The following is a 14,347-nucleotide window of genomic DNA, read 5'->3' as shown; positions in this document are numbered from 1 at the left end:
GCTCATGGTTTCGCGGCGCGGCTTTGCCGGCGCCTGCGGCCCGCGCGCCAGTTCCATCAGCATGCGCAGCGCCTCGGCCACCGAGCGATGGCGCACCGTGGTGCGGCCGATCGCGCCGAATCGGCATTCGCGATGCAGGATTCTTCCGTCGCGCGCGGCGACCGCGAAATGCACCAGGCCGACCGGCTTGCCGGGCGTGGCGCCGCCAGGGCCGGCAACGCCCGTAATGGAAACCGCGAGGTCGACGCCGGCTTTCTCCAGCGCGCCGATCGCCATCGCGGTCGCGGTTTCCTTGCTGACCGCCCCGAAGGTCGCGAGCGTCGTCGCCTTGACGCCGAGCATCGCGCGCTTGGCCTCGTTGGAATAGGTGATGAAGCCGCGGTCGATGACGTCGGAGGAGCCGGGAATGTCGGTCAGCGCACCGGCGAGAAGGCCGCCGGTGCAGGATTCCGCGGTCGCAATCGTCAGCCTGCGCATCCGGCACAGGTCGAGTAGCGAGCGGGAGAGCGCGCGGGCGTCGCTGCCGCTCATATCAGTCGCTCCAGCCTTCTTTGCCCCAGGGCAGGCGGATGGTGGCGCTTGCGGTCGCGGCGATGCCTTCCTCGCGGCCGGTGAAGCCGAGCCGCTCGCTGGTAGTCGCCTTCACGGCAATGCGCGCGATATTGACGCCGGTGATCTCGGCGATGCGCGCGCGCATGGTGTCGCGCAGCGGCCCGATTTTCGGCCGCTCGCAGATCATCGTCACCTCGAGGTTGGCGATGCGGCCGCCGCGCTCGGTGACGCGGTCCACCGCATATTTCAGGAAGCGGTCGGAGGCTGCCCCCTTCCATTGCGGATCGCTCGGCGGAAAGTGCGAGCCGATATCGCCGTCCGCCAGCGCGCCGAGAATGGCGTCGACCAGCGCGTGCAGGCCGACATCGCCGTCGGAATGGGCGAGAAAGCCGTGCGTGTGCGGCACGCGAACGCCGCAGAGCATCAGATGATCGCCGTCGCCGAACGCGTGCACGTCGTAGCCGGTGCCGGTCCTGATATCGCCGAGCTGGCTCGCGAGGCGGGCCTCTTCGCGGACGAAATCCTCAGGGGTGGTCAGTTTCATGTTGGCAGGATCGCCTTCAAAGGTCGCCACCGTCAATCCCGCCCACTCCGCCAGCGCCGCGTCATCGGTGAAATCGCTGCGGCCGTCGCGTGCCGCGCGGCGATGGGCATCGAGGATCACCTCGAAGCGAAACGCCTGCGGCGTCTGCGCAATCCGCAGCCGCGCGCGATCCGGTGTCGCCTCGACGTGGCCGGTATCGCCGGTCAGCTTGATCGTGTCGGTAACCGGTATCGCCGGAATCGCGGCGCCGGTCCGGCCCGCAGCGTCGATTGCGCGCGAAATCACCGCTGGCGTGACGAAGGGCCGGGCAGCGTCATGAATCAGGACGATATCGGGCGCCTGGCTCGCCAGCGCTTCAAGTCCGGCGTGCACCGAAGCCTGACGCGTCGCGCCGCCATCGGCCGGCGGCCGATGGCGCAGTCCCGCGACCGCGTCGTTGAAGATGGCGGCGTCGTCGGGATTCACGACCGGCTGCACCGCGAACACATCGGGATGGCGGCAGAACACCGCCATCGCGCGATAGATCACCGTCTGCCCGCCGATCTCTCGATATTGTTTTGGGCTTCCCGCACCGGCGCGAAGCCCGCGTCCGGCTGCGACAAGGATGGCTGCGGTGCGCACGGGTTTGGGCATCGGACTCAAGTTGCGGACGGATCTGGTTGCGGAGAAAAATCGGGCTCGCTGGCGGACAGCCCTTACCATGCTCAATGCACAAAAATAGAGCGATTCCCAACAGCTGTGGGAAAAGCAGATTTTGTTGCGGCGCACTTGCACAAGCGATAGATTTGTCTAAAGTGTAGGCATGGATCTTGACTGCACAAGATTTGTGCGCACAATGGACGACGGCGGGGCTATAACGCGGCCGCCAGAATAACGAGAAGTCCGTGACCGGCCTGGATGAATCACGCTGCAAACCATTGAAAATAGGCGATATTGTTATCGCCAACCGGGCGCTTCTCGCGCCGATGTCTGGCGTTACCGATGCTCCCTTTCGACGCCTCGCCGCGGTCCTCGGTGCCGGACTTGTGGTGTCCGAGATGACCGCCAGCGACGATCTCGTCAATGGCAAGCCGATGTCGAAGCTGCGCTGCGAGGCCGCCGGCATCGGGCCGCATGTCGTTCAGCTCGCGGGCTGCGAGACCCGTTGGATGGCGGAGGGCGCGCGGATCGCGGAAGCCGCCGGCGCCGACATCATCGACATCAACATGGGTTGTCCGGCACGCCATGTGACCGGGGGCCAGTCCGGCTCGGCACTGATGCGCGATCTCGATCATGCGTTGCGGCTGATTGAAGCAACGATATCGGCGGTGCGCGTGCCGGTGACATTGAAGATGCGGCTTGGCTGGGACGATGATTCGCGGAACGCGCCGGAATTGGCGCGCCGTGCGGAGGCCGCCGGCGTGCGGATGATCACGGTGCACGGGCGCACCCGTTGTCAGTTCTACAAGGGCTGCGCGGATTGGGGCGCGGTGCGCGCGGTCAGGCGGGTGATCTCGATTCCACTCGTCGTCAACGGTGATATCACCTCGTTCGAGAAAGCGCTCGGCGCGCTCGAGAAGTCCGGCGCCGACGCCGTGATGATCGGACGCGGCGCGCAGGGCCAGCCGTGGCTCCCCGGTCAGATCGGCCGCCGCCTGGAGACGGGGATCGTCGAACAGGAGCCGTCGCTGGCCGAGCAACTCAGGCACGTCCGCGCGCTGTATGATGAAGTCTGCCGTCACTACGGATTGCGCATCGGCCTCAAGCACGCCCGCAAACATCTCGGCTGGGCGCTCGACATCGCAGCCCGGTACAGCCGCACGCCGGCGGCGCGGCTGAGTAGCTGGCGGCAAAAGATTCTGACATCGGAGGTGCCTTCCAGCGTGCATCGCTCCCTCGAAGATGCATTCGACGATTTTGCATGGAGTGCTGCTGCATGAGTTCCGCCGCAGAACATCGAAGGCCCGCGCCCTCCGATGGCGAGGCGATCCTCAACGCCTTGCCCAACCCGGTGCTGCTGGTGGCGCCCGACGGGCGGATCGTCGACGCCAACATGGCGGCGGAATCCTTCTTCGAGATTTCGACGCAATTCCTGCGGCGGCAGTCGCTGAATGAACTGGTCCCGTTCGGCAGTCCGCTATTGGCGCTGATCGATCAGGTGCGATCGAGCGGCTCGCCGGTCAACGAGTACAAGGTCGATCTGGGCACGCCGCGGATCGGCGGCGACCGCCAGGTCGACCTTCACGTCGCCCCGCTCACCGAGCGTCCCGGCCATATCGTCGTGATGCTGCAGGAACGCACGATCGCCGACAAGATGGACCGCCAACTGACGCATCGAAGCGCCGCGCGCTCGGTGATCGCGCTGGCCGCGATGCTGGCGCATGAAATCAAGAATCCGCTGTCCGGTATCCGCGGCGCAGCGCAACTGCTGGAGCAGGCGGCCTCGTCCGAGGACCGCATCCTGACGCGGCTGATCTGCCAGGAAACCGACCGCATCGTCACGCTGGTCGACCGGATGGAAGTGTTCGGCGACGACCGGCCGGTGACGCGCGGTCCGGTCAACATCCATTCGGTGCTCGATCACGTCAAACGGCTCGCGCAATCGGGCTTTGCGCGCAACATCCGCTTTATCGAAGACTACGATCCGTCGCTGCCGCCGGTGCTGGCCAACCAGGACCAGTTGATCCAGGTGTTCCTCAATCTGGTGAAGAACGCCGCCGAAGCGGTTGCCGACCTCGGGAGCGATGCGGAAATCCAGCTCACGACCGCGTTCCGTCCGGGCGTGCGGCTGTCGGTGCCGGGCAAGAAGTCGCGGGTATCGCTGCCGCTCGAGTTTTGCGTCAAGGACAACGGCTCGGGCGTCCCGGAAGATCTGCTTCCGAACCTGTTCGACCCTTTCGTCACGACCAAGCAAACGGGCAGCGGGCTCGGGCTTGCGCTGGTCGCAAAAATCGTCGGCGACCACGGCGGCATCATCGAATGCGAATCCCAGCCGCGGAAGACGACCTTCCGCGTGCTGTTGCCGATGTACAACGCCGCCAACCATTTCGATCAAGGCCATCGCGATGACGTTTCAGTTTCGCCGTCGGCTGCCGCACAGCACGCAAGATGAGGATAAAAAATGCCCTCAGGTAGCATACTTGTCGCTGACGACGACACGGCCATCCGCACGGTTCTGAACCAGGCGCTTTCGCGCGCCGGCTACGAAGTGCGGCTGACCGGGAACGCGGCGACGCTGTGGCGCTGGGTAAGCCAGGGCGAGGGCGATCTCGTCATCACCGATGTGGTGATGCCCGACGAGAACGCGTTCGATCTCTTGCCGCGGATCAAGAAGATGCGGCCGAATCTTCCCGTCATCGTCATGAGCGCCCAAAACACCTTCATGACCGCGATCCGGGCTTCGGAGCGCGGTGCCTATGAATATCTGCCCAAACCGTTCGACCTGAAGGAGCTGATCACCATCGTCGGACGCGCCTTGGCCGAGCCGAAGGAGCGGGTGTCGAACGCGCCCGACGAATCCGAGTTCGATTCGATCCCGCTGGTCGGCCGCTCGCCGGCGATGCAGGAAATCTACCGGGTGCTGGCGCGCCTCATGCAGACCGACCTGACCGTGATGATTTCAGGCGAGTCGGGCACCGGCAAGGAACTGGTAGCACGCGCGCTGCACGACTATGGCAAGCGGCGCAACGGCCCCTTCGTCGCCGTCAACATGGCGGCGATCCCGCGCGATCTCATCGAGTCCGAATTGTTCGGCCATGAACGCGGTGCCTTCACCGGCGCCAATACCCGCGCGTCCGGCCGGTTCGAGCAGGCCGAAGGCGGCACGTTGTTCCTCGACGAAATCGGCGACATGCCGATGGAGGCCCAGACGCGCCTGCTGCGCGTGTTGCAGCAGGGCGAATACACCACCGTCGGCGGCCGCACGCCGATCAAGACCGACGTGCGGATCGTGGCTGCGAGCAACAAGGACCTGCGCATCCTGATTCAGCAGGGGCTGTTCCGCGAAGATCTGTTCTTCCGCCTCAACGTGGTGCCGCTGCGGCTGCCGCCGCTGCGCGAGCGGATCGAGGATCTGCCCGATCTGATCCGGCATTTCTTCGCACTGGCGGAGAAGGACGGATTGCCGCCAAAGAAACTCGATACGCTGGCGCTGGAACGCCTCAGGCAGCACCGCTGGCCTGGCAACGTGCGCGAACTGGAAAACCTCGCCCGCCGGCTCGCGGCGCTCTATCCGCAGGACGTCATCACCGGTTCGGTCATCGATGGCGAGCTGGCGCCGCCGGCCGTCACCTCCGGCGGCAACGCCCCGCTCGGGGTCGACAATCTCGGCGGCGCGGTCGAGGCCTATCTGTCCTCACACTTCTCGGGTTTCCCGAACGGCGTGCCGCCGCCGGGCCTCTATCACCGCATCCTCAAGGAGATCGAGGTGCCACTGCTGACGGCCGCGCTGGCCGCCACCCGGGGCAATCAAATCCGTGCGGCCGACCTGCTCGGCCTCAACCGCAATACGCTGCGGAAGAAGATCCGCGACCTGGACATCCAGGTCTATCGGAGCGGGGTGTAGGGAACCGAGCTCGCTCCCGGATGCCCGTGGGGGGACAAAAAGCCACAGAGGATAGGTTTTACGGCAGCTAGCGCCGTGGAATTGTCGCAATTCGGCAACACATCGTGATATGAATGCATCAGTCCGCGGGCTCAGGCGCGGATGGCTCCAGTTCACCATTGCCGGAATGACCAGCGCAGAGACTACGGCTCCATCGTTCGACCCGTCGTTTGCCGAACCGAAGGGATGGCCCCTGAAGTGGCTGGCGCCGTTCGCGGTCGCGATCGCGCTGCTGTCGGCTTTCCTGACCTTCGTCGTGCTCAGCGGCCTGACGCCGATCGAACCGACGCGCCAGGTCGTCTATTCATTCCTGCTGATCAATGCCGCGACCATCCTGCTTCTGGTCGGCATCATCGTCCGCGAAGTCTGGCAGGTGGTTCAGGCCCGCCGCCGCGGCCGGGCGGCGGCCAGGCTGCACGTCCAGATTGTCAGCCTGTTCTCGGTTATCGCGGTGTTGCCGGCGGTGCTGGTGGCCGCCGTCGCCAACGTCACCATCGACCGCGGTCTCGACCGGCTGTTCTCGGGCCCGACGCGGGAGGTGATTCAGAACTCGCTGATCATTGCCCGCGCCTATACCTACGAACACGCCCAGCTCATTCGCGGCGATATTCTGGGCATGGCCAACGATATTTCCCACGCCCGGCCGTTGTTCGATCAGGATCGCAGGACGTTTCGCGAGCTGCTGACCGCAAGCGCCGCCTCGCGCAATCTGCCGGGCGCCATGCTGATCGACAAGGACCGCAATGTGCTGGAGACGGCGCAAACCGGCATTCAGCAAAGCTTCACGACGCCGCCGCAGGAATTCCTCGGCAATGTCGATGAAACCGAACCGCAGATCGCGGTGTTTCCCGAGGCAAACTATGTCGCGGCCGTGATTCGTCTGCGCGCCTTCAACGACACCTTCCTCTACGTTGCGCGGCTGCTCGATCCGCGGGTGATCGGGCAGCTGAAACAGACCGAGGCCAGCGTCGCCGAATATGCCCAGATCGAATCCCGCAGGCTCGGCATTCAGGTGGCCTTTGCGCTGATGTTCGCGGTCATCGCGCTGACGATCCTGATGGCTTCGGTGCTGATCGGGCTGAATTTCGCCAACTGGCTGGTGGCGCCGATCCGCAACCTGATGAGCGCCGCCAATGTGGTTTCGACCGGCGACCTGCATGTCCAGGTGCCGGTCCACCGGTCGGAAGGCGATCTGGCGCAACTCGGCGAGACCTTCAACAAGATGACGCAGGAATTGCGCACCCAGCGCGACGAGCTGGTGAACGCCAGCGAGCTGATCGACAGCCGCCGCCGTTTCATCGAGGCGGTGTTGTCATCGGCGAGCGCCGGCATCATCGGTGTTGACGCCTCCGGCAGCGTCGGCATCCTGAATCGCTCCGCCGAAAAACTGATCGGTCACGCCGAATCGGAGACGCTGGACCATCCGCTGTCGGACGTGCTGCCCGAGCTCGATGACATGATGAAAGCGGCACGCGAGGGCACGCAGCGCCTGGTGCAGGGCCAGATCACCATCAACCGCGACGGTCACGAGCGCAATCTGTCGGTTCGCATCAGCGCCGAGCAGACCAGCCAGTCGCGCGACAGCTATATCATCACGCTCGACGACGTCACCGAACTGGTTTCCGCGCAGCGCACCTCGGCCTGGGGCGACGTCGCGCGGCGCATCGCCCATGAAATCAAGAATCCGCTGACGCCGATCCAGCTTTCCGCCGAGCGCATTCGCCGCAAATTCGGCAAGGTCATCACCGAGGACAAGGCGGTGTTCGAGCAATGCACGGATACGATCGTGCGACAGGTCGATGACATCAGGCGCATGGTCGATGAGTTTTCGCGCTTCGCGCGGATGCCCAAGCCCGTGATCGAGGGCGAGGATGTTGCCGATACCGTGCGGCAGGCGGTGTTCCTGATGAAGGTCGGGCATCCCGACCTCGATATCGAGACCGACATCAAGCAGGACCCGATGCGGGCCCAGTTCGACCGCCGGCTGATTTCGCAGGCGCTGACCAACATCATCAAGAACGCCACCGAGGCGATCGAGCTGGTCCCGCCGGAAGAGCTGGGAAGGGGTCGTATCGACGTCATCGCCGCGCGTGAGAACGACGACATCGTGATCGACGTGATCGACAATGGCATCGGCCTGCCCAAGGTAGCCCGGACCCGCCTGCTCGAGCCCTATGTGACGACCCGCCAGAAGGGCACCGGGCTCGGACTTGCGATCGTTGGCCGGGTTCTCGAAGACCATGGTGGCCGCATCGAACTCAAGGATGCCCAGGATTTCCGATCCGGGCAGCGCGGCGCGTGGCTGCGGCTGCGGTTCGCCGTGTCCGGCCAGGCTCCGAAGGCTGAAGCGAGGGAGCCGGCTGCGGAGCCAAGTCCGGAACCCAAAGAACCTGGCGCCGTGAAAAGCCAGCCGGCGGCCGAGACCGTCGAGCCGGCATTGACGGCCAACAGTGAAACAAAAATCCAAGCCGCGGCAGGCGAGTGACAAGACAGGCGTAACCCATGGCAAGTGAAATTCTGATTGTCGATGACGAAGCCGATATCCGCGATCTCGTTGCGGGCATCCTGGACGACGAGGGTTTCAGCACCCGAACCGCGCGCGACAGCGATTCGGCGCTGGCGGAGATCGCAAACCGCCGCCCGCATCTGGTGTTCCTCGACATCTGGCTGCAGGGCTCCAAGCTCGACGGTCTGCAATTGCTGGAGCAGATCAAGAAGGATCATGCCGATGTGCCTGTGGTGATGATCTCCGGCCACGGCAACATCGAAACCGCGGTCGCGGCGATCAAACGCGGCGCCTATGACTTCATCGAAAAACCCTTCAAGTCCGACCGGTTGATCCTGGTTGCGACCCGGGCGCTGGAGACATCGCGGCTCAAGCGCGAGGTGAAGGAACTCAAGCAACTCGCTCCCGCGGCAAGCGTCCTGACCGGGCGCTCCGCCTGCATGAACCAGTTGCGCCAGACCATCGACCGGGCCGCCAAGGCCAACAGCCGCATCCTGATCGTTGGCCCGTCGGGATCGGGCAAGGAACTGGCGGCGCGCACGCTTCATAACGCCTCAAGCCGCGCCGAAGGCCCATTCGTGGTCATCAATGCCGCGGCGATCACGCCGGAGCGGATGGAGGTTGAACTGTTCGGGATCGAACAGAGCAATGGCGAGCAGCAGCGCAAGGCCGGCGCGCTGGAGGAGGCCCATGGCGGTACGCTGTTCATCGACGAGATCGCCGACATGCCGCGGGAAACCCAGAACAAGATCCTGCGCGTCCTGGTCGATCAGACCTTCCAGCGTTCCGGCGGCACCACCAAGGTCAATGTTGACGTCCGCATCATCTCCTCGACCGCGCGCAATCTAGAGGAGGAGATCGCGGAGGGCCGGTTCCGCGAGGATCTCTATCACCGGCTGTCAGTCGTCCCGATCCGGGTACCGCCGCTGTCGGAACGCCGCGAGGACATTCCCGAACTGATCGACTACTTCATGGACCAGATATCGGTTGCAACCGGCCTGCCCAGACGCCAGATCGGCCAAGACGCGATGGCGGTCCTGCAGTCGCATGTCTGGCCCGGCAACGTGCGGCAGCTTCGCAACAATGTCGAGCGGGTGATGATTTTGGCTGGCGGCGGGCCGGAGGCGATCATCACCGCCGATATGCTGCCGCAGGATGTCGGCTCGATGGTGCCGGCGATGCCGACCAGCAACAATGGCGAGCACATCATGGGCTTGCCGTTGCGCGAGGCGCGGGAAGTGTTCGAGCGCGATTATCTGATTGCCCAGATCAGCCGCTTTTCCGGCAACATCTCACGGACAGCGGAATTCGTCGGCATGGAGCGTTCGGCGCTGCATCGCAAGCTCAAGGCGCTTGGGGTCGGCTGATTCGCCCAGAACCTCGCTTCTGGTTCAATCAGAAACGAGGTTCCACGCTCTTGTTTTGACGCGTTTTCTCCACGCGAACCGGTATCGATTCCGCTATCCAAGGCGTCGCTCGAAAATGCTCTGGCGCCGATCCATGCAATTGCCTGGAAATATTCGCCTCTTTTCGGAGAATTACCGAGGATTGCCACAGTGTTGGGGGCGGGTAAGGCGCGAACGCGCTTGCCTAAAAACCGCGCCTGCCCTCTAATCGTGCCGCTTTTGCCTGCCGGAGGGGGGATCTCAGGGCAGGCAGGCAACCGGAAAGGGCTCCGTCAGAGAGCGGGAACCGGTTCAATAAAAAGAAGCACAAGACGGCGGGATAAAAACAATGGCGGCAGACCGCGCACAAAACCTACAGGACACCTTCCTAAATCACGTTCGTAAAACCAAAACGCCACTAACGATCTTTCTGGTCAACGGAGTGAAGCTGCAGGGGATTGTCACCTGGTTCGACAATTTCTGCCTGCTGCTCCGGCGCGACGGTCATTCGCAACTGGTCTACAAACACGCGATCTCGACCATCATGCCCGGCGCTCCGATCCAGTTGTTCGAGGGCGGCGAGGATGCTCCGGCTTGAAAGTGACCTGATTGGAACCCCTCAAACATGAAGGGGGTGCCGACCGTCCGCGGTCGGCAGGGGGCAAGGACAGCGGGCGGGTGATCGTCATCGGCCCCTATCTGCGCATGCGCCGCGGCGATCCCGACGCGCAAACGGAGAGTGCTGTTCGTGACTACGAGGCGCGGATCGCGGAAGCCGCGGGGCTGGCTCGCGCCATCGACCTGACGGTCGCGGACGCCGTGATTGCGCCGCTTGGCCAGATCAGGCCTGCAACCTATCTCGGCAAGGGCAAGGTCGAGGAGATCGTCGGGCTCATCACCGGCCATGACATCGAACTGGTGGTGATGGATTGCGCGCTGTCGCCGATCCAGCAGCGCAACCTCGAGAAGGCCTGGAACACCAAGGTGCTCGACCGCACCGGGCTGATCCTGGAAATCTTTGGACGCCGCGCCAAGACCAAGGAAGGCGCGCTCCAGGTCGAGCTGGCGCATCTGAATTATCAGCGCAGCCGCCTGGTGCGGTCATGGACCCATCTGGAGCGCCAGCGCGGCGGCTTCGGATTCATGGGCGGCCCCGGCGAAACCCAGATCGAGGCGGACCGCCGCCTGATCGGCGATCGCATCGCGCGGCTCGAGAACGAGCTGAAGAAGGTTCAGGCGACGCGGCGGCTGCATCGCGCCGGCCGGCAGCGGGTGCCGTATCGGGTCGTGGCGCTGGTCGGCTACACCAATGCCGGCAAGTCGACGCTGTTCAACCGCCTGACCCGCGCCGACGTGCAGGCCGCCGACATGCTGTTCGCGACCCTCGATCCGACCCTGCGTGCGCTGACCCTGCCGCATGGCGGCAAGGCGATGCTGTCGGACACCGTCGGATTCATCTCCAATCTGCCGACGCAGCTGGTGGCGGCGTTTCGCGCGACGCTGGAAGAAGTGCTGGAGGCCGATATCATTCTCCATGTCCGCGACATCTCGCACGAGGATGCGGATGCGCAGGAACGCGACGTCGACGCAGTGCTGCGGCAGCTCGGGATCGATCCGGATGCCGGCGCCCGCATCATCGAGGTCTGGAACAAGATCGATCGCTTCGATGCCGAGGCGCGCGAAAACCTGCGCAATATCGCTGCCCGCCGCCCGCCGGAGCGGCCGTGTTTCCTGGTATCCGCCGAGAGCGGCGAGGGGATCGAGGCGCTCCTGGCCGCGATCGAGGACCGGCTGGCGGCATTCCGGATGACGCTGGACCTGTCGATCGACGCTTCCGACGGCGCCGGCATCAGCTGGCTGCACCGTAACGCCGAAGTGCTCAACAAAGAGCTTCACGATGGGCGTTTTGACATGACTGTCCGCGTCGACGAAACCAAGCGCGACATCGTGGTTTCGCGGTTCGATGCCGTACCGCACGTGGTATGAGCATCGGCGGAGCTATTTGAACTCGACGGCCTTCGCCTCGTTCCACAATTCGTCCATTTCGTCGAGCGAGGCGCCCTCGAGCGAGCGGCCCTTTGCCGCCAGCGTGCGCTCGATATAGCCAAACCGGCGTTCGAACTTGGCGTTGGTAGCGCGCAGCGCCGTTTCGGGATCGGCGCCGACATGCCGCGCCAGATTGACCAGCGCGAACAGGATATCGCCGGTTTCCCCGGCAAGCTCGTCGGCATCGTTGCGGTCGAGCGCTGCCTCGATCTCGTCGGCTTCCTCGCGGATCTTGTCGAGCACTGCGCGCGGGTCATTCCAGTCGAAGCCGACGCTGGAGGCCTTGCGCTGCAACTCCATGGCGCGCGTCAACGCCGGCTGACCGGCCTTGACGCTGGACAGCAGCGATGGGCGCGGGATTTCTTCCGGCGGCCGCCGCGCGGCGCGCTCGGCCTTCTCGTCGGCCTTGATGCGGTCCCAGACGCTTTTCACGTGCGAAGGCGTCACGCGCCCGTTCTTGTCGGCGAACACATGCGGGTGCCGACGGATCATCTTGCGGGTGATGGCCTCGACGACGTCGCCGAATGCAAAGGCGCCTTGCTCCTCCGCCATGCGGGCGTGAAACACCACCTGCAGCAGGAGATCGCCGAGCTCGTCCTTGAGATCATCGAGATCGCCGCGCGTGATGGCGTCGACCACCTCATAGGCTTCCTCGATCGTGTAGGGCGCGATCGTCGCAAAGTTCTGTTCGAGGTCCCAGGGGCAGCCGGTGACGGGCGTGCGCAGCCTCGCCATGATCTCAAGCAGCCTTGAAATGTCGCGGGAGGGGGTCATGGGGCACCGGAACTTGCGAGGTTTTGGCTTTATGCCGCATGCCGCGGATTGATCCCAGCGGAACGAACCGAAATCGCGGCGATTTCCACCGGTTGGCCAAGAGAATTAGACAAGAGAAGTAGACAAGAGAATTAGACAAGAGAATTAGACAAGAGAATTAGACAAGCGAATTGGACAGGGAACCGGTGAGTGCTAAAGGCCAGCCGATGAGCGATCAATTCCCATCCGAAACCGCGCTGGTGCTGTTTTCCGGCGGACAGGATTCAACCACCTGCCTCGCTTGGGCGCTGCACCGCTTTGCGCGCGTCGAAATGCTCGGTTTCAGCTACGGCCAACGCCACGCGATCGAGCTGGAATGCCGCGACCATCTGCTGTCGGGTCTGAAATCGCTACGGCCCGACTGGGCGGCGAAACTGGGAGAGAGTCATACGCTGCAGATCCCGACACTGGCGGACATTTCCGACACCGCGCTGACGCGCGATGTCGCGATTGCCATGGGCGAGGGCGGCTTGCCGAATACGTTCGTGCCCGGCCGCAATCTGGTGTTCCTGACCTTTGCCGCGGCGCTGGCCTACCGGCGCGGCATCCGCCACCTCATCGGGGGCATGTGCGAGACCGATTATTCCGGCTATCCCGACTGCCGCGATGAGACCATCAAGGCGTTGCAGATTGCGCTCAATCTCGGCATGGCGCGACAATTCGAACTGCACACGCCGCTGATGTGGCTGGACAAGGCTTCGACCTGGAAGCTCGCGCACGAACTCGGCGGGGCAGGGCTGGTCGACCTGATCCGCGAACATTCCCATACCTGTTATCTCGGCGAACGCGGCACGCAACATGATTGGGGTTTTGGCTGCGGCGAATGCCCGGCCTGCGCGTTGCGCGCCAAGGGCTGGCGGGACTACGCCGCGCGGCAGGAATAGGGCGCTTTGGGATTATCCGGACCGACCGATCTGGGAATACCGGCGGATTCGCGGTGTCAGTGCAGTAGGAGGAACAAAACATGCGTCAAAAGACCCTTATCATATTTTTCGCAGCGACCCTGACCGTTGGCGTCGGGGGCCTGTCTCAGGCCCAGTCGCCGGCTCCGGCTCCGGCGCCCGCCGCGGCACAGCCGTTATTCGCGACGACCAAGGTGGAAGGCACCGACAATGTTTATGTGTTCCGCTATCAGAACCACCAGTCGATGTTCGTGGTCACGCCCGCAGGCGTGATTGCCACCGACCCGATCAGCTATGGCCGCCCGCAGGCGGCGGTGGCCTACGTGGCCGAGATCAAGAAAATTACTGATAAACCGATCAAATACCTGATCTACAGCCACCATCATTATGACCACATCGCCGGCGGCAAACCGTTCAAGGATGCTGGCGCCACCATCATCGCGCACAAGCGCGCCAAGGAACGCCTGGCGGCGCGCAATGGCCCCGACGTTCTGGTTCCCGATGAAGTGGTAACCGGCAAACGCACGATCAAGCTCGGCGGCACGACGCTGGAACTGATCGACACCGGGCGCAACCATTCCGACTCGTCGCTGGTGATGCTGCTGCCAAAGGAGAAGATCATCTTCGCGGTCGACTTCAATTCGCTCGGTGCGGTGCCCTCGCGGCTGGCGATCAACGACTCCTATCCGGTCGAATGGGAAGCCTCGCTGAAGCGCACGCTGGCGCTGAGCTGGGATCGGCAGATCCCCGGACATCCCGGGCCCGGCGGCCGGCTTGGCACCCGGCAGGACATGGAGCAGCAGCTCGCCTTCATGACGGAGCTTTCGGCCGAGGTCAAAAAGGCCTCCGATGCCGGCAAATGTTTCGACCCTGCCACCAAGGAGGTGCGGTTGCCGCAATATTCGACGCTGCTGGGCTACGAGCAGAACATCGAATGGAGCACCCACCGCTGGTGCGGCTATTGGGGCCGCGGCATCTGAAGCAAAATGGTGGGCTGCGGCCCGCCCACCAGCGATT

General features: G+C 64.0%; 12 protein-coding genes. 9 read left to right on the top strand and 3 right to left on the bottom strand.

Going from position 1 to position 14,347, the window contains the following annotated elements:
• Together WCE35_RS08625 and WCE35_RS08620 are read right to left on the bottom strand one after the other, a co-directional pair.
• On the bottom strand, positions 1–531 hold a 531-nt coding region (locus tag WCE35_RS08625), incomplete at its 3' end, for a CinA family protein (RefSeq protein ID WP_424592922.1).
• A gap of 1 nt (position 532) precedes the next feature.
• On the bottom strand, positions 533–1,729 hold the full coding sequence (locus WCE35_RS08620; RefSeq protein ID WP_424592921.1) for a bifunctional 2-C-methyl-D-erythritol 4-phosphate cytidylyltransferase/2-C-methyl-D-erythritol 2,4-cyclodiphosphate synthase: 1,197 nt from the start codon (positions 1,727–1,729) through the stop codon (positions 533–535).
• A 284-nt stretch (positions 1,730–2,013) separates the two neighbouring features.
• Between WCE35_RS08620 and dusB the strand changes: the two genes are divergently transcribed.
• The 7 genes from dusB to hflX all read left to right on the top strand — a co-directional run bounded on the left by dusB (position 2,014) and on the right by hflX (position 11,555).
• Complete coding sequence (dusB, locus tag WCE35_RS08615) at positions 2,014–3,015, top strand: tRNA dihydrouridine synthase DusB (RefSeq protein ID WP_424592925.1); 1,002 nt, start codon at positions 2,014–2,016, stop codon at positions 3,013–3,015.
• Positions 3,012–4,187 (top strand): two-component system sensor histidine kinase NtrB, encoded by a 1,176-nt coding sequence (locus WCE35_RS08610; RefSeq protein WP_424592920.1) that lies wholly within the window; start codon positions 3,012–3,014, stop codon positions 4,185–4,187. The genes dusB and WCE35_RS08610 overlap by 4 nt, the downstream gene beginning before the upstream one ends.
• 9 nt (positions 4,188–4,196) lie before the next feature.
• Positions 4,197–5,639 carry a nitrogen regulation protein NR(I) gene (gene ntrC, locus WCE35_RS08605; protein WP_424592919.1) on the top strand — a complete coding sequence of 481 codons (1,443 nt, stop codon included), beginning with the start codon at positions 4,197–4,199 and terminating at the stop codon, positions 5,637–5,639.
• Positions 5,640–5,805: 166 nt separating this feature from the next.
• Positions 5,806–8,163 (top strand): ATP-binding protein, encoded by a 2,358-nt coding sequence (locus tag WCE35_RS08600; protein WP_424592918.1) that lies wholly within the window; start codon positions 5,806–5,808, stop codon positions 8,161–8,163.
• Positions 8,164–8,180: 17 nt separating this feature from the next.
• The gene (locus tag WCE35_RS08595) at positions 8,181–9,551 is read left to right on the top strand and encodes a sigma-54-dependent transcriptional regulator (protein WP_424592917.1); all 1,371 of its coding nucleotides are present in this window, start codon (positions 8,181–8,183) and stop codon (positions 9,549–9,551) included.
• Positions 9,552–9,918: 367 nt separating this feature from the next.
• A complete protein-coding gene (hfq, locus tag WCE35_RS08590) occupies positions 9,919–10,167 on the top strand; it encodes an RNA chaperone Hfq (protein ID WP_006020546.1) in 249 nt (82 codons plus the stop codon).
• A gap of 107 nt (positions 10,168–10,274) precedes the next feature.
• Positions 10,275–11,555 carry a GTPase HflX gene (gene hflX, locus WCE35_RS08585; protein WP_424592924.1) on the top strand — a complete coding sequence of 427 codons (1,281 nt, stop codon included), beginning with the start codon at positions 10,275–10,277 and terminating at the stop codon, positions 11,553–11,555.
• Positions 11,556–11,567: 12 nt separating this feature from the next.
• Here hflX and mazG read toward each other — a convergent pair whose 3' ends face one another.
• Positions 11,568–12,389, bottom strand: coding sequence for a nucleoside triphosphate pyrophosphohydrolase (gene mazG, locus WCE35_RS08580; RefSeq protein WP_424592916.1), 822 nt, complete (start codon positions 12,387–12,389; stop codon positions 11,568–11,570).
• A gap of 206 nt (positions 12,390–12,595) precedes the next feature.
• Here mazG and queC point away from each other — a divergent pair, with 206 nt between their 5' ends.
• Positions 12,596–13,312 carry a 7-cyano-7-deazaguanine synthase QueC gene (gene queC, locus WCE35_RS08575; protein ID WP_424592915.1) on the top strand — a complete coding sequence of 239 codons (717 nt, stop codon included), beginning with the start codon at positions 12,596–12,598 and terminating at the stop codon, positions 13,310–13,312.
• An 80-nt stretch (positions 13,313–13,392) separates the two neighbouring features.
• Positions 13,393–14,310: an MBL fold metallo-hydrolase gene (locus WCE35_RS08570; protein ID WP_424592914.1), complete on the top strand. Its 918-nt coding sequence runs from the start codon at positions 13,393–13,395 to the stop codon at positions 14,308–14,310.
• Positions 14,311–14,347 lie beyond the last annotated feature (37 nt).

Source organism: Bradyrhizobium sp., assembly GCF_049691595.1.
GTDB lineage: Bacteria > Pseudomonadota > Alphaproteobacteria > Rhizobiales > Xanthobacteraceae > Bradyrhizobium.
Note: the sequence above shows the minus strand (reverse complement) of the source record. Positions and strands in the feature narration are given on the sequence as shown.